Annotated in this window: 14 protein-coding genes; 13 read left to right on the top strand and 1 reads right to left on the bottom strand. The window is 75.3% G+C overall.

Annotated elements, in window-relative coordinates:
• Positions 1 to 207 precede the first annotated feature (207 nt).
• Entirely contained in the window at positions 208 to 1,518 is a 1,311-nt protein-coding gene (locus ACF07S_RS14260) for a hydrolytic protein (protein ID WP_391974276.1), read from the bottom strand.
• 260 nt (positions 1,519 to 1,778) lie between these two features.
• Here ACF07S_RS14260 and ACF07S_RS14255 point away from each other — a divergent pair, with 260 nt between their 5' ends.
• The 13 genes from ACF07S_RS14255 to ACF07S_RS14195 all read left to right on the top strand — a co-directional run bounded on the left by ACF07S_RS14255 (position 1,779) and on the right by ACF07S_RS14195 (position 19,738).
• Complete coding sequence (locus ACF07S_RS14255) at positions 1,779 to 2,501, top strand: response regulator transcription factor (RefSeq protein ID WP_391974275.1); 723 nt, start codon at positions 1,779 to 1,781, stop codon at positions 2,499 to 2,501.
• 159 nt (positions 2,502 to 2,660) lie between these two features.
• A complete protein-coding gene (locus tag ACF07S_RS14250) occupies positions 2,661 to 5,852 on the top strand; it encodes a hypothetical protein (protein ID WP_391974274.1) in 3,192 nt (1,063 codons plus the stop codon).
• Positions 5,849 to 6,553, top strand: a complete 705-nt coding sequence (locus ACF07S_RS14245; protein ID WP_391974273.1) for a DUF4255 domain-containing protein — start codon at positions 5,849 to 5,851, stop codon at positions 6,551 to 6,553. Before ACF07S_RS14250 ends, ACF07S_RS14245 begins: the two co-directional genes overlap by 4 nt.
• On the top strand, positions 6,550 to 8,793 hold the full coding sequence (locus tag ACF07S_RS14240) for an AAA family ATPase (RefSeq protein ID WP_391974272.1): 2,244 nt from the start codon (positions 6,550 to 6,552) through the stop codon (positions 8,791 to 8,793). Before ACF07S_RS14245 ends, ACF07S_RS14240 begins: the two co-directional genes overlap by 4 nt.
• Before the next feature lie 339 nt (positions 8,794 to 9,132).
• Positions 9,133 to 10,623, top strand: coding sequence for a DUF4157 domain-containing protein (locus ACF07S_RS14235; RefSeq protein WP_391974271.1), 1,491 nt, complete (start codon positions 9,133 to 9,135; stop codon positions 10,621 to 10,623).
• A 286-nt stretch (positions 10,624 to 10,909) separates the two neighbouring features.
• On the top strand, positions 10,910 to 12,469 hold the full coding sequence (locus ACF07S_RS14230) for a phage tail sheath family protein (RefSeq protein ID WP_391962764.1): 1,560 nt from the start codon (positions 10,910 to 10,912) through the stop codon (positions 12,467 to 12,469).
• 34 nt (positions 12,470 to 12,503) lie between these two features.
• A complete protein-coding gene (locus ACF07S_RS14225; protein WP_391962765.1) occupies positions 12,504 to 12,944 on the top strand; it encodes a phage tail protein in 441 nt (146 codons plus the stop codon).
• A complete protein-coding gene (locus ACF07S_RS14220; RefSeq protein WP_391962766.1) occupies positions 12,941 to 13,435 on the top strand; it encodes a hypothetical protein in 495 nt (164 codons plus the stop codon). The genes ACF07S_RS14225 and ACF07S_RS14220 overlap by 4 nt, the downstream gene beginning before the upstream one ends.
• Complete coding sequence (locus ACF07S_RS14215; protein ID WP_164540787.1) at positions 13,432 to 13,590, top strand: DUF6760 family protein; 159 nt, start codon at positions 13,432 to 13,434, stop codon at positions 13,588 to 13,590. Before ACF07S_RS14220 ends, ACF07S_RS14215 begins: the two co-directional genes overlap by 4 nt.
• A 4-nt stretch (positions 13,591 to 13,594) precedes the next feature.
• Positions 13,595 to 16,639 (top strand): hypothetical protein, encoded by a 3,045-nt coding sequence (locus ACF07S_RS14210; RefSeq protein ID WP_391974270.1) that lies wholly within the window; start codon positions 13,595 to 13,597, stop codon positions 16,637 to 16,639.
• A gap of 75 nt (positions 16,640 to 16,714) precedes the next feature.
• Positions 16,715 to 17,140: a phage tail protein gene (locus ACF07S_RS14205; protein WP_391962768.1), complete on the top strand. Its 426-nt coding sequence runs from the start codon at positions 16,715 to 16,717 to the stop codon at positions 17,138 to 17,140.
• Between the two features lie 55 nt (positions 17,141 to 17,195).
• Positions 17,196 to 17,918, top strand: a complete 723-nt coding sequence (locus ACF07S_RS14200) for a LysM peptidoglycan-binding domain-containing protein (protein ID WP_391962769.1) — start codon at positions 17,196 to 17,198, stop codon at positions 17,916 to 17,918.
• Positions 17,915 to 19,738, top strand: coding sequence for a VgrG-related protein (locus ACF07S_RS14195; protein WP_391962770.1), 1,824 nt, complete (start codon positions 17,915 to 17,917; stop codon positions 19,736 to 19,738). Before ACF07S_RS14200 ends, ACF07S_RS14195 begins: the two co-directional genes overlap by 4 nt.
• Positions 19,739 to 19,817 lie beyond the last annotated feature (79 nt).

The raw sequence follows: 19,817 nt of genomic DNA, 5'->3' as shown, positions 1-19,817 counted from the left end.
AGCAGCGCGCCGCCGTGCGGCGCGGCGCACGGCGGCGCGGAGCCGGCGGGCGGTCGCGAAGGGACGCCGGCCGAGGCGGGGGCGCCCGCGTCCGGGACCGAGGCAGCTTTTCGGTCCCATGTTGTTGCTTTCCGGTCGGATCAAGAGGTCGACTCTTGGCAGCTACAGCCAACTTCGAACGAGAATGCTTCGAAGGCGGGGCTGGAGTTACTGGGTGACACGGCTGAGTACACCACTCACGTTCAGGACCTCATGGCACCCCTGCGCCTGACGGCCGGACGCCGGTGTGCCGGGCTTCTCGCAGGTCACTTCGACGGTCACGGTGTCGTTCTCAGGGATCTTGATGGGGGTCACCCAGTGATAGTCCTGGTTGCGGAAGGTCTCCAGCGCGATCGTGGTGACCTTGCGATCGCCGAACGTGATCGTCAGCAGCCCCTCGTCGCCCTGGAAGTTGGCGACGACGATGTCCGTCACTCCGAAGACACTGTCCTCGGGCACCCGGTAGGTACCGGTCCTGGTCTCCCCACCGGACGTCTGCACGTCGATGGTCTCCGAGCTCTGCCGGCCACCGCCGATCGAGGTGCCGTCGTCGGCCGAGGTGCCGTCGCCGCCGGATCCGGACGGCGCGCCCGTCCCCCGGCCGTCGGGGCCGGTGTCCGAACCTGCACCCGCACCCGCACCCGCACCGGTGCCGGTGCCGGTGCCCGGAGTCTGCCCTGCCGCTCCCTGCTCCCCGGCGGGCGAGGGACGCGCCTGGACCGCCTCGGTGGCGGCTTCCCTGGCGGCGCTGCGCACCGCCGGACGAACCAGCGTGAACCAGGCGAGCAGCAGAGCGAGCAGCGCCGCGAGCACCACGAGCAGCCACCGGGGAAAGACCGGGATCTGGACGAACTCGGCGTCCAGCGGCACCCGGACGGCGGACTCGTCGCGCCGGGGCTCCTCCTGGTCACCGGACTCGGTGGTGTCCACGGTGAACGGCCACACCACGGGGGCGCCGAACCACACCGGCTTGCCCGTGCGGACCCGCAGGCCGATCTCCGCCGACTCGCCGGGCTCCAGCTTCCGCTCCGCCGGCTTGAAGGCGAACCCCAGCTCCTCACCCGCCTGGCCGGCGGCGAAGCCCACCTCCACCGGCGAGTTGCCCTGGTTGCGAACGGCCAGGCGATAGCGGCCGCGCAGCCAGCCGCGCCGGCGGCGCGGCACCAGCTCGGTGTGCAGTTCGCGGAACTCCCCGACGTGCACGGTGGTCTCGAGGACCCTCACCGACTCGGGGTGCTCGGCCGGCAGGACCCGCACGCCGAGGGGCACCTCGCCGGCCCGGACCTCCGGAGAACGCGGTGGCGCCACCCGGAGCGTCACCGTTTCGGAGGTGCCGGGGTACAGGGAGATCCGCGCAGGTTCCACGGTGATCCAGGAGGCGCAGTCCCCGACGACCTCCAGGCTGTACGCCTCGACGATGTCGCTGTCGTTGCGGACGGTCAGAGCGGTCGTGGCGGTGTCCCCCGGCGCGACGGTCACTTCCGGGATATCGAGGCGGGGCGCACCGGGACTGGAAGAGGCTGGAGAAGACGTCACGCCGCCACGGTAGGACCGTGCTCCGGCCGCGACGACAAGTGCGAGGGCAACGCCCGGGCAGCCGCGGTGCCCCGGCGGTCACACACCGCCCTCGACGCCGGCGGGCTGCCGCCACCCCCCGCCGCCTCGCGCGCGCCGCCTTCCGGAGCCCGCCCCGCTCCCGCGTCCCCCGCCCCGCAACCCCTCCAGACAGGTAAGCCCTTATGCCCACCACAGCGAAAGCCGCACCGGCCATGACCGCCACCACGTCACGTGTGTCCACCCCGGCCGGGACCACGCAGAGGACCTTCCGTTCCGAACGCCCCGAGCGCGTGACCGTGGCCGTCCACGCCGCCGACCCGGTCCTGCGCTTAGGCGTCGTCCAGCAGTTACGCCAGCGCCCCGAGATCGATCTGCTCGCCGACGCCGACGCCGAGCGGGCACGGGTGTCACTGGTGGTCGTGGACCACGTCGACGACGACGTGGCAGCCCTGCTGCACCGGCTGCGGCACAACACCGGCACCCGTACGGGCCTCGTGATCGCCACCCTCGGTTCCGGATCACTGCAACGCGTCATCGAGTGCGGCGTGGCGGCGGTGCTGCGGCGCGCCGAAGCCGACCAGGACCAGCTCCTGAGCCTGGTCCTGGCCATAGCCAACGGCGAGGGTGTGCTGCCCGGCGACCTGCTCGGCAAACTGCTCACCCACGTGGGCAGCCTCCAGCGCTCGGCGCTCGACCCGCGGGGCATGTCCCTGTCCACGCTGTCCACGCGTGAGGCGGACATGCTGCGCATGGTGTCGGAGGGGCTGGACACCGCGGAGATCGCGCGCAAGACCGCGTACTCCGAACGGACCGTCAAGAACGTCCTGCACGAGGTCATCACGCGGCTGCAACTGCGCAACCGGGCCCACGCGGTCGGCTACGCGCTCCGCAACGGGCTGATCTGACGGGACCGGGTCCGGCCACGGCCGGGAACGCGCGCTGCCCGAAAGCGCACCGCGTGCTTCCCCCGGGTATGGCCCCGCCGCCCTGCCGCGCCGCGCGCGGCCTGCCGCAGGGTGGCGGGGGCACATCCGGGTGCCGCACCAGATGCGAGGGGGACCGTGATGGGAACCACTGGCCCCGGCGGGCGGTACCGCCCGGGGCGGTTCGGCGCGTCGTTGCTGTTGCTGATCCCGCTGCTCGGGGTGATCGCGGTCGCGGGGCAGGACAGCGCCCGGCCCGCGCCGCGGGTGGCCGACGCCGCGGACACCCGGATCGCGTACGCCGGTACCCGGCACCGCAGTCTCGGCGAGGTCGGCACCACCACCTCCAGCACCCCGCTGTTCGGCGCGTGGCCGGCCCACTTCGACGTCCAGCCGTCCGCCCTGGGCGACCAGCTGGTCTTCGCGAGCCGCCGCGACGAGCGGGAGCCGCAGATCTACCTGCGGTCCGCCGACGGTTCCGTACGCCGCCTCACCAGCGGCATGAACGCGGCGCACCCCCGGCTGACGCCGGGCGGCCGGACCGTGGTCTTCGACTCGGCCGAGTCCGCCCCGGCCGGCGGGACGCAACGGGACCTGTGGCTGGTGCGCACCGACGGCACCGGCCTGACCCGCCTGACCGACACCCCCTCCGACGAGGAGTGCCCGACGGTCTCCCCGGACGGCCGGCGCCTGGCGTACTCCAGCGACGGCGACCCGTCGGCCGGACAGCAGATCTACGTACGGCCCCTGGCCGGCGGCACCGCCACCCGGATCACCGACCCCGTGAACGGCGCGGCCACCGAACCGGTGTGGAACCCGGTCGACGCCGACGCCCGCCGGGACCTCATCGCGTACACCGCCACCGGGCCGAACGGACCCCGGCTGCGGGTGACGGACGGGACCGGCGGGAGCACCGACGGGCCGCTGCTCGGCGGCGCGCAGGCGCAGTGGCGTGCCCACGGGGCAGCCTGGCTGCCCGACGGGAACCAGGTGCTGTTCCTGAGTCCCGAGATCACCTGTGAGTGCGAGGGCGACTGGGACCACGTGTTCCGGACGCCCGCGCGCTCCGCCGCCACCCCCGCGCTGGTGCTCGACGAGGACCGGGAGGTCCTGTCGCCCACGTGGCTCGGCCCGCTCGACGGCGGCGGTGCGGTCGTGGAGCGCACCTCGGCGTCCGGCCCGCACGTGGCGACCCTCCAGGACGTCCGGACGGACGGGGCCGACCCCCGTGACCTCGGGCTGACGATCCTGGAGGAGGACCCGGCGGCCGACACCAACACCGATCCCGCCAAGGACCCGCTCTTCCGGCCCGCGGCCGGCTACGACCCGTGGACCGAACGGCAGAACTACACGCCGGACGGCCGCCGGATCGTGGTGACCCGCTTCGAGGACACCCCCGACGGCCGGGTCGAGCGGATCTGGACGGCGGACGCCAACGGCTCGAACGCGGCGGTCATGCCGCTCGCGGGCCGCGGTCCGGAGGACCGGGACACCGACCCGACGTTCTCCCCGGACGGCAGGTACCTCGCCTTCACCCGGACCTCGCCGGGCGGGGCCGGAGAGGCCGCGGGACCCAGCCGCATCCTCATCGCGGACGCCGCCACCGGCGCGATCACCGGTGAGATCATCCCGCCGGCCGGGCAGCTCCGGGGCCAGGACGCCCAGCCCACCTGGTCCTCCGACGGCACCGCGCTGGCCTTCACCCGCAACCACGTGATCGACGGGAACGGCGGCAACAAGCACATCTGGACGGTGCCCGTGAAGAACCTGGGCCGGCAGCGCGACCTGAGCGCCAAGAGCTGCCCGGCCGGCTGCGAGGTCATCGACGACAGCCCGGCGTTCTCCCCGGACGGGCGGAGCATCGCGTTCAACCGCAAGAGCGGCGGCGGCCGGACCGACGAGCGGAACGGCATCCTCCTGACGTCCCCGTCGGGCGGCAAGTGCCAGGTGCTGCTGCCCGCCGCCGCCCGCGGCCTCCCCGGCGCCTGCGGCCGGGAGCTGCCGGACACCTCGGCCACCGGTCCGCACCAGCCGCGGGACGCCGCCTGGACGGCCGACGGCACGGGCCTGGTGTTCAGCGCCCGCGCCGGGGCCGCGCTCAACAGCCCCGAGAAACTCGGGATCCTGGACATCGGGTCCGGCGACCTCCTGCCCCTCACCGACGGTCTGCCGGGCCGGCAGAAGGAACCCGCCGTACAGCAGTCCGTGGACCTGGAGGTCCGGGCGCCCGGCACCGTCGCCGGGATCACCGCCGGCCGTTCCACCACGGTCCGCGTCGACGTGGTGAACAACGGCCCCGTCACCTCGCCCGGCACCCGGCTGACCATCGCGCCGCCGTCCGGCGTCCGCGTCACCGGGCTGACCCGGCCCGGGGGCACCTGCGACCCCGCCTCCCTCCAGTGCGACGTCGGCGTGGTGCCGCCCGGCACCACCGTCCCGGTGGACGTCACCCTCACCGGGGTCACCCCCGGCGACGCGCCGGTCGACTGGTCGGTCACCGGCACCGTCCTGGACCCGCGGCCCAGCGACAACACCGGCCGCACGGTGGTGCCGGTGCGCGAGGCCGCGCCGCCGCCGACGAGCCCGCCGCCCACGCCCACGCCGCCCACGCCGGCGCCGCCCACGCCGGCGCCGCCCAGGCCCACGCCGCCGGCCGACACCGTGCCGCCGTGGCCGGACGAGCCCGCGGCCGGGCCCGGGGTGCGCGTCAGCGCCCAGCCGAACCCCGGCTACGTCGGCGGGCGGGTCGTGGTGACGTACACCGTGCGCAACGGCCGCAACGCGCTGGCCACCGGGCTGCGGCTGCGCATCGGACTGCCCGCGGGCATCCCGGACAGCGGTCCGCCGCCGGGCTGCGACGCCGCCTGGCGGTGCGCGCTGCCGGACCTGGAGCCGGGCGCGAGCACGGTCGTCCGGGTCGTCCTCAGCCCCGACAAGGCGCTGACCGGCCGGGTCACCGGCGACCTCACCACCACCGGAACGGACGCCGACCGGGGCGACAACACCGCCCGGCAGCGGCTGCGCATCCTCCAGCCGCGCATCGTCGCGGTGCCGGAGATCGGCAAGCCCGGCTTCGTCACCTCCGTGCGCGGCGAGGACTTCCCGCCGGGGGCGCCGGTGCGGTTCACCTGGAAGCCGGGGATCACCGCGGCGGCGGCGCCGACCGTGCCGAAGCCGGACGGCACGTTCACCGGCCAGCTGCTCATCCTCGCCAAGGACCAGACCGGGCCGCGCGTCATCACCGCCCGCGGCCCCGGGTTCTCACCGGTGAGGACCGGCTTCCTGGTGGTCAGCGGCAGCGTGCAGCCGCCCGACGAGGTGACCCGCCGGTGATCCACGAGGTCGACGAAGGGCTGCGCCGGCTGCTCGGCGAGTCCGGCCTGGAGGCATCCGGCGTCGAGGTGGTCTTCGACGCCCCCACCCGTGACTGGGCCGCGCGGCGCAGCGCACCGACGGTCTGCTTCTTCCTGTACGACATCCGCGAGGACGCCGCCCGGCGCGGCAGCGGCGCCGGGGAGGTGTACGACGCGGACGGGCACCTCGTGGCGCGGCGCACCCCGCCACGCTGGTTCGAGCTGACCTATCTGGTCACGGCGTGGGCGAGCCGCCCGCAGGACGAACACCGGCTGCTCTCGCAGGTGCTCGCCCGCCTGGTGGCCACCGACACACTGCCCGCGCGGCTGCTCACCGGCACGCTCGCCGAACTGGGCCTGACCGTGGCACTGGACACCGCCGGGGCGGCGGCCGACGTACCGGCCGCCGCCGATGTGTGGTCGGCGCTCGGCGGGGAGCTGAAGGCGTCGCTCGGGGTGCGGGTGCGGGCGCCGCTCGCCGGGCTCACCACGGCCGTCGCGCCGCCGGTCACCGAAGGGCTCGTCGTGCGCTCCGCCGCCCGGCGCGAAGGCGGGGAAGCGGAGCCGGGGCGCCGGCTGCGCTACACGGAGACGAGCGATCCGGGCCCGGACGGCTTCGCCGGTCCGCGCGAGCGAGGACCCGCCCCCGCCCGGCGCCGCCGGGGGGACCGCCAACCATGACCCACACCACCGACCCGGCCGTCCGCGACCATCCCGAAGCCGAAGCCGAAGCCGAAGCCGAAGCCGAAGCCGAAGCCGAAGCCGAAGCCGAAGCCGAAGCCGAAGCCGAAGCCGCCGCCCGGCCCGGGCCCCGGCCCGACACCCGGTCCTCCGCTCCGCCCGGCACCGGGCCCGCCCCGGCCGACGTGGGGCAGCTGTGGACGCGTCTCCGCGCGGTCGAGGAGCGGGTGCGGCACGCGGTGGCGGTCCGGCGTGCCGCCGACCCCGACCCCGACGACCCGTACCGGGGCCAGTACCTCGGCCCCGAGGCGGCGGCCCGCATCCTGGACGAGCCGGGTGGCCTCGACGTACCCGCCCACCAGCCGTGGCGCCCGGCGGCCGGTTCCGTCCTCGGCGCCCTGACCGGGCGGTTCGGGCTGTCGCCGCTGGACGTGGATCTGCTCCTGGTCGCGGTGGCGCCCGACCTGGACGCGCGGTTCGAGCGGCTCTACGGCTACCTCAACGACGACCTGACACGCCGCCGGCCCACGGTCGGACTCGCACTGGAGCTGTGCGGGCTCGCCGGGGCGGCGCCCGGCCGGTTCCGGCTCGCCCCCGGGGCGCCGCTGGTCGCTGGTGGTCTGGTGGAGGTCACCGAGCCGGAACGGCCGCCGCTGTCCCGCGTCCTGGTGGTCCCCGACCGGGTCACCGCGCACCTCCTGGGGAACGCGCGGCCCGACGCCCGGCTCGCCGGCGTGCTCGACGAGGTCCGCGAGGACCCGACCGCCGAGGCCGCGGAGGTCCACCGGACGGCGGCCGCGGCCGGCACCGGCACCGGCCTCGTCCACCTGCGCGCCCGGGGCGGCGACGCCGAGGGCCTGGCCACCGCGGCCCTGCGCGCGGCCGGACGGCGCCCGCTCGTCCTGGACGCGGCGGCGTTCGCCCGGCGTTCCGGCGACGTGCCGGAGCTGGCGCGGGTGGCCGCCCTCGAAGCCCGCCTCACCGGTGCCGGGGTCGTCCTCGGCCCGCTGGAGGCGCTGCCCGGGGAACCCGCCGAACGGACCCGGACGCTCAGGGCGTTGTGCACGGCGCTGCGGGAGATCCCGCTGCTGACGCACGGCACCGTCGGCTGGGACCCGGCCTGGGCGGCCGACACCCCCGTCGTCCTGACCGTGGCCGCGCCCTCTCCCGAGCGGCAGACCGCGCGCTGGCGGTACGCCCTGGAGCGGGCCACCGCCGACGGCTCGGCCGACGGCTCCGTGACCGGCGACGCCGAGGCGCTCGCCGGGGCGGTGGCCGCACACCGCCTGGACTCCGGGCAGGTGCGCCGCGCCGCCGGCGTGGCCGTGCGCACGGCCGCCCTCGCGGGCCGCCCGGTGAGCCCGGACGACCTGCGCACCGCCGTGCGTGCCCAGAACGGCGCGGGGCTCGACCGGCTCGCCCGCCGGGTGGAGCCGGCGGTCGGCTGGGACGACCTGGTGCTCCCGCCGCCCACCCACCGGCGACTGCGCGAACTCGCCCTGCGGGCCCGCCACCGCGAGCAGGTGCTCGGGCAGTGGGGGATGCGGCCCGGCGGCGGGCGGGGGCGCGGCGTGATCGCGCTGTTCGCGGGCGCGTCGGGCACCGGCAAGACCATGTCCGCCGAGGTCGTCGCGGCGGATCTCGGCATGGACCTGTACGTGGTGGACCTGTCCACGGTCGTCGACAAGTACGTGGGGGAGACCGAGAAGAACCTGGAGCGGATCTTCACCGAGGCGTCGGCGGTCAACGCCGTGCTGCTCTTCGACGAGGCCGACGCGATCTTCGGCAAGCGCTCGGAGGTGAAGGACGCGCACGACCGGCACGCCAACATCGAGTCGGCGTACCTCCTCCAGCGCATGGAGTCGTTCGACGGCATCGCGGTGCTGACCACCAACCTGCGGGCCAACCTCGACGAGGCGTTCACGCGCCGCCTGGACGTGGTGGCGGACTTCCCGGTGCCGGACGCCGGCCAGCGCCTCGCCCTGTGGGAGCGGTGCCTGGGCGACCGCCTGCCCCGGGCCGGCGACCTGGACCTCGCCTTCTGCGCCGATCGCTTCGAACTGGCCGGCGGCTCGATCCGGGCCTGCGCGGTGACCGCCGCCTACCTCGCGGCGGAGGCCGGGGAGCCGCTCACCGTGCGGCAGCTGGTGACGGCGGTCGCCCAGGAGTACCGCAAGCTCGGACGGCTGGTCCTGGAGAGCGAGTTCGGGCCGTATCTGGCAGTCGCGGCCGAGGCGTGAGGCGCGGGCCGGGCAGGGGGCGGCGGCACGCCCGGAGACGGAGACCGGGTTCGGAACCGGCTTCTCCGGCGTCCGGCCACGCACCGGGAGCCGTCCAGTACGGCGAGGGCACGAGGAATGCCCTCGGGTCTTCCCTTCCGGCCCTCCTGCCGTGCCCCGCCGGAACGGCATGCTGGGCGGGCGGCGTTGCCCCGGCTCCGCGCCGCCGCCCATGCCCGCGCACCGCGAAAACTGCCGGAACCGCCGGAAGGAGCGACCTTGCGAGCCCGTGCCTCGACCTCGGACAATGAGAGCCGGAAGTCCGGACCACCCGCTCGGACAGGCATACCGGCGGCGCCGGTGACACGCGACGGCGGCGCGGAGGCCGCCGTCCTCGCATCCTTGCAGCGCACCGTCGGCAACGCGGTCGCCGCGCGGATGTTCCAGCGAGCCCGGGACTCCCGGAGCGCCGGGCAGGAGCAGGAGAGCGGGGCGTCCGTCCAGCGCTCCTCGGTCCACGATGTACTGCGCGGGTCCGGCAGCCCGTTGGACGGACCGGTACGGCAGGAGATGGAGAGCAGGCTCGGCGCCGACTTCAGCGATGTACGCGTGCACACGGACAGCGCCGCACGCGAGTCCGCCGCAGAGGTGGGTGCCCGCGCCTACACCTCGGGCAGTCACATCGTGCTCGGCGACGGCGGTGGCGACCGGCACACCCTGGCCCACGAGCTGACACACGTGATCCAGCAGCGTCGAGGACCGGTCGCGGGCAGCGACAACGGGGCCGGGCTGCGGATCTCCGACCCCGGTGACCGCTTCGAACGAGAAGCCGAGGCGAACGCCACCCGCGCGCTCGCGGGCCCCGTACCGTCCGCCGGACACGCCGCGGAACACCCGGTGGGACAGGACCATGCCGACGGCGCCCCCGGGCTGCAGCGCCGTATCGTCGAGATCAAGAAGGGCACCCCGGGCACGGCCGAGACGAAGCTGTTCGAGGACTTCTTCGTCGCCGTGGACAGGGCGGTCGAGTGGGCCTACGACTACGTCACCACCGCCCCGCAGCTGGGCCCGCTCGAGAGCTACGACGGTTACACGAGGCGTTGGGTCGAGGTCTGGCGGGAATTCAACGACAAGGGCAGAAGCGGCGGCATCTCCAAGGAATTCGGCTACGCCGTCGAATCCATCGCCAAGGCCCACCTGGACGGTGCCGGGAAGCCCCCTCTTCCTGCGAGCGCGAACTTCGCCACACAGGTGACGTACGGCTCCACCCGGCCGGACTACGTCCTGTACTCGCAGGGGACCCCCATCGGGGCCGTGGACATCACCGCCACCGCCAGCACCGGTCACGTCCTGGACAAGACCAACTGGGACGCCCTGTTCCAGCAGTTCGGCGAGTGCGTCTACCCCTCGCTCGACTCCGTAGTCATCGCCAGGATGAAACTGGCCCACGGCAACACCGCGCCGCTCACGCAGAAACAGGCCGAGGAGCTGAATGAGCAGGCCAGGGAGAACCGTGTCATGTGGGAGAAGAACTGGAAGCAGATGGAGGTCTCCTTCAGGGAGGACATGAAGCGTAAGCGCATCGTGAACGCCGAGGGTCAGGTGATGAAGGGCGGCGGCGACCCGATCGTCCGCGCGGAGGAGCGCCGCCGCGCGGTCTTCTCCTGGATGACCGAGAAGCTGGGCGTGGACAAGGCCACCGCGCAGAGCAACGCCACGGTCATGCTGCTCACGTTCAACCGGAGCTGGCCCGAATCGTTCTCCTGCAACGACTCCACGGCGAGCGTGTCCCGTGGCGAGGCGTTCCTGACCTCGGTGTACCCCGAGTGGAGGGACCGGCAGGGGGCCTGACACACCGTCCGGCCGGTCCTCGGCCGTACGACGCGTCGCGCACCGCACAGCCACCGGCACCCGCCGCCGAGCGCGGTTCGCACCTTACTCGCCACGGGACGTCCATGCCCGTGCGGGCAGCGCGGGGGCAAGGGCGAGTGCCGCCCGGGCCGTCGGGGCGGGTGGTCGGAGAGGCAGCGTTCCTGCCCCCGGTCGGGTCCGCACGGCCCTGCCGTCCCGGCCGGCCCGCCGCGCAGACTCGGCCTGGACACAGGTGACCGACCCGCAAGGACCCGAAGGAGCGAGCATGCCGACGTACCTCACCCCGGGCGTGTATGTGGAGGAGGTGCAGTCCGGTGCCCGACCGATCGAAGGGGTCGGCACCGCCGTCGCCGCGTTCGTCGGGTTCGCCGAGACCGGCCCGTTCCACGCGCCGACGCTGGTCACCAGCTGGGACCAGTACACCCGGCTGTTCGGCGGCTTCACCGAGGGCACGTACCTGGCCCACGCGGTGTACGGGTACTTCTCCAACGGCGGCGGCGCCGCGTACATCGTGCGGATCGGCGGCTCCGCCGAGGACGCCTCCGCCCCGGCGGCCGGCAGCGACCGGCGGCGGGAACCCAGGGCGGCGCAGCCGGTGGAGCTGGGCGGCTTCCTGGTCGCGGCCCGGCCGGGCGCCACCGGCGTGTCGGTGGAGATCGCCGACGCCGACGGCGAGAACCCGCCGGAGGACCGCTTCAAGGTCCTGGTCCGCCAGGGCGACCAGGTGGCGGAGACGTACGAGGCCTCCACCCGCAAGAACGTCAAGGGGTACCTGGGCAGCCAGGCCCGGGCCTCCAAGCTGATCGAGGTCACCGAGCAGCAGGGCGCTCCCCAGAGCAGGCCCGCCAACCAGACGGTGACGCTGGCGGACGCCCCGGCCACGCCCGCCACCGGCGGGTCCGGCGAGGTGGCCCGGCTCGACCCGGCCGAGTACGTCGGCGACGCCGCGGCCCGCACCGGGTTCGGCGGCCTGGAGACCATCGACGAGATCACCATGGTCGCGGTGCCGGACCTGATGAGCGCCCACCGGCGCGGCGACATCGACGCCGAGGGCGTGCGCACCGTGCAGCTCGCGGTGATCTCGCACTGCGAGCAGATGGGCGACCGGGTGGCGGTCCTGGACACCCCGCCCGGGCTCTCCGCCCAGCAGGTCCGCACCTGGCGCAACGACGAGGCGGGCTACGACTCCCGGTACGCCGCCCTCTACTACCCGTGGGTGCGGGTCTTCGACCCGGCCGCCGGGCGCAACACCACCGTCCCGCCGAGCGGCCACATCGCCGGTGTGTGGGCGCGCAGCGACGCCGAGCGCGGCGTGCACAAGGCGCCCGCGAACGAGGTGATCCGCGGCGCGGTGGACCTGGAGCTCCGGCTCAGCAAGGGCGAGCAGGACCTGCTGAACCCGATCGGCGTGAACTGCGTACGGGCCTTCCCCGGCCGGGGCATCCGGGTGTGGGGTGCCCGCACCCTCTCCTCCGACCCGGCCTGGCGCTACCTGAACGTGCGCCGCCTGTTCAACTACCTGGAGGAGTCGATCCTCCTGGGCACCCAGTGGGTGGTCTTCGAGCCGAACGACGACCGGCTCTGGTCGAGCATCCGGCGCAACGTCACCGCGTTCCTCACCCAGGAATGGCGCCGGGGCGCGCTGTTCGGGCGCACCGCCGAAGAGGCGTTCTACGTGAAGTGCGACCGCGACAACAACCCGCAGGAGTCCATCGACCAGGGACGGGTCGTCTGCGAGATCGGCGTCTCGCCGGTCAAGCCCGCGGAGTTCGTGGTGTTCCGGCTGGCTCAGTTCTCCGACAGCACCAGCCTCGTCGACGAGTGACCCGCGGGTCCGCAAGGAAAGGTGACAGACAGTCATGGCAACGGGCGATGCTCTTTCCACCCACGTCTTCGGCGTGCAGCTCGGCGGTTACCTGGTGGAGTCGATCCAGGAGATCAGCGGGCTGACCGTCGAGGAGGACGTCGTAGAGATCAAGCAGGTCAGCGCGGAGGGCAAGCAGATCATCCGCAAGCAGCCCGGCGGGCGGCAGGCGGGCGAGATCACGATCACCCGGGGACTCGACCAGAGCAGCGAGTTCACCAACTGGATCAAGGAAACCCTCAACAACGGCGCCGTGAACGCCGCGCGCCAGAACCTCACCATCGAGATCAAGGACACCGAGGGCAACACGGTCCGCCGCATCCAGCTCATGCAGGGCTGGGCCTCCAAGTGGGAGGGCCCGTCGCTCAAGGCGGGCGAGTCGTCCGCGGCCACCGAGACCGTCACCATCGTGTTCGAGGAGATCGTCGTCGAATGAGGCGCCGAACGGTGACGGCGGGCAACCTGGACGAGATCCTCCAGGTGACGGCGCCCGCCCCGACGGCCGAGCAGACGGCGGCACCCCCCGCCCCCGCGCCGCCGGCACGGGAGGACGACGGGCTGCGCACCGAGTTCGAGTTCGAGCTGCCGCGCGGATACGTCGACGAGGCGGGCACGGTGCACCGCCACGGCGCGATGCGCCTGGCCACGGCCCGGGACGAACTGCGGCCGCAGATCGACCTGCGGGTCAAGGAGAACCCGGCGTACCTGAGCGTGGTGCTGCTGAGCCAGGTGATCACCCGGATCGGCACCGTCACCGACGTGCACGCCGGGATCGTGGAACGGATGTACGCCACCGACGTCGCCTTCCTCCAGGACTTCTACCGCCGCGTCAACAGCGAGGGCCACACCCGGGCGGCGGTGACCTGCCCGCACTGCGAGGGCGGCTTCGAGGTCGACCTCTCGGGCGGGCGCCTGGGGGAATCGTGACGTACGCCCTTCCCCGGCTCCGGGAGGAGATCGCGTACGTCGCCTATCACTTCCACTGGCCGCGCGAGGAGATCCTCGACCTGACCCACGACGAGCGCCGGCAGTGGGTGGCCGAGATCGCCCGCATCAACACCCGTGTGAACGAAGGTGGCTGAGCGCATGGCATGGCGGGACAGACTGCGCCGCCGGGCCGCCGGGCCGGTCGCCGGGGACCCCTCGCGGCGTGCGGAGCGCTCCGGGGCCGAGGCGGGCGGCCCGTCCGGCGGGGGCCCGGAGCGGAGCGTGCCCGACGCCCCGGTTCCCTCCGTGCCCGGCGACTGGGACGGCGGCTGGCGCCGTACCCCGGCGCCGGTACTCACCGTCTCCCGGGCCCCGCTCGGCGTCAGCGACGGCCTCGCCTTCCGGGCGGGACTCGCCGCCTGGCAGGACCCGTCGTTCGACTCCGGCCTCGGTCACGCCCTGCTGCCCACGGCCCCGGCCGGACTGGTGCGCGGCGTCACCCGCCCGGCCGCCCCGCAGGCCACCCGGAGCGACGGGGGGCCGCTGCTGCTCCGGTCGCTGCGGCCGGAGGGGGCGGACGGTCCGCAGGGCGGCGCATCGGACGCCGGGGCGCCGGACGCCGGGGCCTCGGCGTCCGATGCGCCAGGCGGCCCGGCCCGTCCTCCGGCCGGCCGGGCGCCGCGGGTCGCGCGCCGAACGCGGCCGGGGGCGCGGCGGTCCGGTACGACGTCGTCCGGTTCGGTGCCGCCCGGTTCGGTGCCGTCCGATTCCGTCCCGCCCGGTTCGGCTCCCGTGGTGGCGCGCCGCGGCGGCGACGGCGCCGCGGGGAAGGGACGTCCGGGCGACGTTCCGCAGAGCCGCGGCCTCACGTCCGCGGATCCTCCCGCCGTGCTTTCCGCGCCGCGCTCCCCGTCGCCTCCCGCCGGCCGGCGGGAGGCGGAGCCCGGCACCGGTCCCGTCGTGCCGCCCGCCGACACCGGCCGCTGGCCGGCCGCGCCGGAGATTCCGCTGGTGCGGCGGGTGTCGGTGGTCCCCGGCGCGGTCGCCGGCCGCGCCGCGGCCCGGCCCGCTGCCGACGGGCCCGCCTCGAAGGCGCGGCCCGGCTCGCCCGAGCCGGACTCCGGGCGCGCCTCCCGGTCTCCGTCCGCCGCCGGGAGGCGTACACCTTCCGGCCCGGACGGCCGGCGCACCGCGCCGGGGACGACCGGGCCACGGCCCGACCGGGAAGGCGGGCAGCTGGAGGCCTCCCGGTCCTCCGGCGCCGACGTGTCCCACCCGCCCGCCCGGCTCCGCCCGGCGGGCCCCTCCCTGACCGTCGCCCGGCGCCCGGCCGGACCGGTGCGCCGCGTCCCCGCCCTGCGGCCCGCCACCGTCCCGGATCCCGGCAGCCCCTCCACGGCGACCGCACCGGCCGGGGCGAGGGCGCGCTCGACCACCCCCGTGCGGGGCGCGGCCACCCGCGCGCCGCTCGGCGCCCCGCTGAGTGAACTGCCCGCCACGGCAACGCCGTCGGCCAAGGACGCCCCCGCCCCGCACCCCGCGCCCGGCGCCGGGGCCGCGTCCGGCCCGGTGCTTCCCGTCGTCCAGCGCCGCGCGGAAGGCGCGACCGGCACCGAGGGCCCGTACGACGGCGGGGCGAACAGAACGGCTCACGGCACCCAGGACGGCCCCGCCGCACCGCCCGGCACCCCGCGCCGGCCCTCCGCCCGCACCGGGGCACGCGCGCGCGGCGGCCTGGGCGCACCGCTGCCCGCGCTGCCGCCGAGCGCCGGCCTGCCGGGTGCCGGCGCCTCCGGCCCGGACGACCGGCGGGCCCCGGTACGACAGGACCGAGGAACCCGCGTCGCTCCTGTGCCGCCCACGGCGGATCGTGAACGCACGCCCACCGGGACCGCGTCCCGGGCGACGGGAGGCGACGGGACGGACGCACCACTGCTGGGGACGGCCGACGTGCAGCGCCGCCTCGCGGCCGGCCCCTCCGGCCCGGGCACCCCGGAGCCCGGCCCCGCGCACCACGGAGACGGGCCCGCCACGCCCCTGGTGACGCCGCCCCCGGCCCCCGTGCCCCAGGGCCCGGCACCGGCGGCCGCCGTGGACGGGGAGGGCGCGGCCGAGGACGCGCGACGACCCGGCACGGCGTCCGGCGGCGCTCCGGATTCCGACGGGCGGCGGCACCGGGCCCCCGCCGCCCCGGGCCCGCCCGTCGTCGCCCGGAGCGTCGCCGAAGGCACGTCAGGTGCCCCGGGCGCCCGGCCCCCCGGCCCGGCCCCTCTCACGATCACCCGCCCGGCGGCGCCCTCCGCTCCGGCGGCACCGCGCGCCCTCTCACTGCTCGCCGCGCGCCCGCTTCCCCTGAGCACCCGGCTCCCGGAAGGGGCGGCACCGCCTGCCGTCCGCACCGGCGGCCGTCCCGTGGTGGCGGCGCGCTGGCCCGGCCCCCCGGCCGCCGCCCGCACCGCCCCGGCCCAGCCGAACGCCTCCCGCCCCGGCGCACCGGCGGTCTCCCGCCCCGGCGCCCCGGCCGCTCCCCGGAACAACCCCGTGCCGCCCTCCCGTGAGCCCGCGCGGCCGGAGCCGGGCCGGCCCGTGGCCGCCCCGGCGACGCCGCGGATCCAGCGGGCCGCGGCCGGCCGTGCAGGTCCGGAGCAGCCGGGCGTGCGGCCCACCGGCTTCGCGGCCTCTCCGCCGCGCGTCCCGGTCGTCCGGCCCGCGCCGTCCCACCCGGAGGCACCCGGGCCCGGGGCCCTCGCCCCGTCCGCCGTACCGGCGCGGCGCCTGCCGGTGACCGCCCCGCAGGCGCCGCCGCTCGCGGACCGCCCGCCGGCCCCGCCGGCGCCGGTGACGGCGGGGGCCGTCCCCGTGGTCCGGCGCAGGAGCGCCGGACCCGGCGGTGTGACCGGCCGGGCGGCGACGCCGGTGCAGCGCACCGGCTCCGGCGCCGGTGACCGCGTATCCCAGGGCGTGCCCGCCGGGTCGGTACCGGCGCGTGGCCGCCCACGGGCGGCCACGGCGTCCGCCACGGCGTCCGCCACGACGTCCGCCTCCGGCAGCGGCGCGGCCCGGAGCACCGGGCCGACGCCGGATCCCGGCCTCGACCTGGACGACCTGGCGCGCCGCCTGCTCGACCCGGTGGCCCGGCTGCTGCGCGCCGAACTGCGGCGCGGCCGGGAACGCACGGGCCGCCCCCACGACGGACGCCGCTGAGGCCGCGCAACGGATGAGGTCAGGAAACGGATGAGGCCAGGAAACGGATGAGGTCAGGAAACGGATGACGGACCAATGACGGACAGCATCTTCGCGACGAGCGTGTTCTTCCGGCTCGCGATCGGCGGCAACGACCTGGGCGCCTTCCACACCTGCTCCGGCATGGGGGCCGAGGTCGAGATGGAGAGCTACGCCGAGGGCGGCAACAACGGCTTCACCTGGCAGCTGCCCGGACGCGTGACCTGGTCGAACATCACGCTCACCCGGCCGGTCACCGCCGACACGGCGAAGATCGGCCGCTGGCTCGACGAAACGCTGAAGCGGGTGCAGCCCAAGGACGGCGAGATCGTGGCGCTGAAACCGGACCTGACCCGGATCATCGGCTGGCAGGTGTTCGGCATCGTCCCGGTGCGCTGGCAGGGGCCGTCCTTCGACCCCGCCAGCTCGGAGCCGGCGGTGGAGACCCTGGAGATCGCCCACGAGGGCCTGCGCCCGTCCTGACCCGCCCGCACCAGCCGCCCCCGCCACGCGTTCACTCCGGAAAGGAAGCCCCGGCATGTCCCCAGCGGTTCGCTCGAGCCGGGCCAGGGCCCAGCTGACCCTGAAGGAGCCCCCCGCTTCGGTCGGCGCGAAGCCCGGCGGGACGATCGCGCGGCTCGACCTGCAGTTCAACCCCTCCACCCTGGAACTGCGCAAGACCACCGAGTGGCGGCGTTCCCCCTCCCGGATGGCCGAGCAGTCGGCGCTGCCCGAGTTCGTCGGCAGCGGCCCGCGCGAGCTGAGCCTGGAGGTGTTCCTGGACGCCACCGCCACCCACGACAACTCCGTGGAGCAGGCGGTGGAGAAGCTGATGAAGGCGTGTGTGCCCACCCCGGCCAGCCTGGGCCGCAAGAAGCCGGCCAGCCCCTGGGTGCGGTTCGAGTGGGGCACCGCGCGGACGACCTCGTTCGACGGGGTGCTCTCCAGCCTGTCGGTGACGTACACCCTGTTCGACGTGGACGGCAAGCCGCTGCGGGCCACCTGCGCGCTGTCCATCGAGGAGGCGAGCGTCGACGCGCCGGGCCAGAACCCGACGTCCGGCGCGCGCACCGCCCGCAGCACGCACACCGTGGTGGCGGGCGACAGCCTGGCCCTGCTGGCCTGGCGGGAGTACGGCGACGCGACGGCCTGGCGGGCCATCGCGGAGGCGAACGGAATCGACGACCCGATGGCGCTCGTGCCCGGCACCGAACTGGTGGTGCCGGGGCTGCGGGACGCGGGCGGTGAGGAGGAGCGGTGACCACACCCGAGGCACGGGGCGGCCGGTCGTTCGCGGCGGACCCCGTCATCGAGACGCCCGCCGAACTTCCGCCGGTCTGGGCCGCCCAGCTGGTGAGCTGCGTGGTGGACGAGAACGTGGGCCTGCCGGACGCGGCACAGCTCACCTTCCGCGACCCCGACCACGAGTTCCTGAGGGCGACCGGCGTCACCATCGGCACCCCGCTCAGGGTGTCGGTGGTGACCGTGTCCGGGCAGGCCCGCGAGCGGCTGTTCGACGGCGAGGTGACGGCCCTGGAGGTGGACCGGGACCGCACGGGCTCGTTCACGGTGGTGCGCGCCTACTCCAAGGCGCACCGCCTCCAGCGGGGCCGGAAGGTGGTGGCGTACCGGAACATGACGGCGGCGGCGATCGTCCGCAAGGTGGCCGCCGGGGCCGGGCTGGCCTGCGGGACCGTGGAGGCCGCGCCGGTCACCTACCGGCAGCTCTCGCAGGCGAACGTGTCCGACTGGGACTTCCTGCAGTACCTGGCGGCCGGGAGCGGCGCGCAGGTACGCGTCGACGACAAGGGGCTGCTGCAGTTCACCCGGCCGAAGAAGGCGTCCGGGGCGCCCGCGCCGTCGACCTCGGCCGCCCGGAACCCGATGGTGCTGGAGTACGGGCGGAACCTGCTGGCGCTGCGGGCCTCGCTGTCGGCGGCGGACGGCGCGTCGCAGGTGGAGGTGCGCGGCTGGGACGTCACCACGAAGCGGCCGCTGGTGGCCCGGCAGCCGTCGGTGGACAGCGACACGGTGGTGCCGGGCCTGAGCCCGGCGTTCGCCGCCCGGTTCGGCAGGTCGGCGAAGCTGACCGTCACGGACACCCCGTACCGCACCCAGGCGGAGACCACGGCGGTCGCGGACGCGACGGCCGCCCAGGTGAGCGCGGCCTTCGGAGAGCTGGAAGCGGTGGCGGAGGGCAACCCCCGGCTGCGGGCGGGCAAGCCGGTGGCGCTCGGCAACGTCGGGCGGGCGTTCTCGGGCAAGTACACGGCGACCGCCGTGCAGCACGTCCTGGAGCCGCACGGCGGGTACCGGACGACGGTGTGGGTGAGCGCCAGTGCGGACCGCTCCCTGACGGGCCTGGTGACCGGCGCCGACGCGCCGGGCCGCGGGCCGCGCATGCCGGGGCTGGCGATCGGCGTGGTGACGGACGTCCGCGAGCCGGGCGGCGCCGAGCGCGGCGCGGTGAAGCTGAGGTTCCCCTGGCTGGACGACACGTACACCACCGACTGGGTGCGCACCGTGCAGTGGGGCGGCAGGGGCGGCGGAGGCGTGGTGAGTCCCGAGGTCAACGACGAGGTCCTGGTGGGCTTCGAACAGGGCCTGCTGGACAGCCCGTACGTCATCGGGGGGCTCTACAACGGCGTCGACACGCCGTCGCCCCACGACGTCCCGCTGATCGACGGGACCACCGGCAGGGTCAACCGCCGCTCCGTCGTGTCCCGTTCGGGGCACCGGGTGGAGCTGCTGGACGCGCGGGCACCGGGCCCGTCCGGCGTCAGGCTCACGACCGGCGACGAGCGCCTCGAGGTGTTCCTGGACGACCGGCGGGACCGGATCGAGCTGACGGTGTACGCCAAGGGCCGGCGCCCCCTCACCTCCGTCCTGCTCGACGGGCGGGGCATCACCCTGGACGCGGGACGGGGCGACGTGAGCGTCTCGGGCCGGAACGTGGACATCCAGGGCCGGGTCGGGGTGAAGGTCGGCGGCCGTTCGGTGAGCGTCACCGGCAGCTCGGACGTCACCGTCGACGGCGGCCTGCTGGGCGTTCTGAAGGCCAGGCTCATCCGGATCAACTGACCCCTGCCCGCCGTTCCCCGACCCTCCCGACTCCCCGACTTCCCGACTTCCCGACTTCCCGACTTCCCGAGGAGCAACG

The organism is Streptomyces sp. NPDC016640 (genome assembly GCF_043076215.1).
Classification (GTDB): domain Bacteria; phylum Actinomycetota; class Actinomycetes; order Streptomycetales; family Streptomycetaceae; genus Streptomyces.
The sequence above is the reverse complement of the archived record's forward strand: the minus strand, read 5'-3'. Positions and strand labels throughout refer to the sequence as shown.

What these genes read in the sequence shown, in the direction of transcription:
- ACF07S_RS14255 (WP_391974275.1), top strand. Translation starts at nt 1,779, where the DNA reads ATGCCCACCACAGCGAAAGCCGCACCGGCCATGACCGCCACCACGTCA.
- ACF07S_RS14250 (WP_391974274.1), top strand. Translation starts at nt 2,661, where the DNA reads ATGGGAACCACTGGCCCCGGCGGGCGGTACCGCCCGGGGCGGTTCGGC.
- ACF07S_RS14240 (WP_391974272.1), top strand. Translation starts at nt 6,550, where the DNA reads ATGACCCACACCACCGACCCGGCCGTCCGCGACCATCCCGAAGCCGAA.
- ACF07S_RS14230 (WP_391962764.1), top strand. Translation starts at nt 10,910, where the DNA reads ATGCCGACGTACCTCACCCCGGGCGTGTATGTGGAGGAGGTGCAGTCC.
- ACF07S_RS14225 (WP_391962765.1), top strand. Translation starts at nt 12,504, where the DNA reads ATGGCAACGGGCGATGCTCTTTCCACCCACGTCTTCGGCGTGCAGCTC.
- ACF07S_RS14220 (WP_391962766.1), top strand. Translation starts at nt 12,941, where the DNA reads ATGAGGCGCCGAACGGTGACGGCGGGCAACCTGGACGAGATCCTCCAG.
- ACF07S_RS14210 (WP_391974270.1), top strand. Translation starts at nt 13,595, where the DNA reads ATGGCATGGCGGGACAGACTGCGCCGCCGGGCCGCCGGGCCGGTCGCC.
- ACF07S_RS14205 (WP_391962768.1), top strand. Translation starts at nt 16,715, where the DNA reads ATGACGGACAGCATCTTCGCGACGAGCGTGTTCTTCCGGCTCGCGATC.
- ACF07S_RS14200 (WP_391962769.1), top strand. Translation starts at nt 17,196, where the DNA reads ATGTCCCCAGCGGTTCGCTCGAGCCGGGCCAGGGCCCAGCTGACCCTG.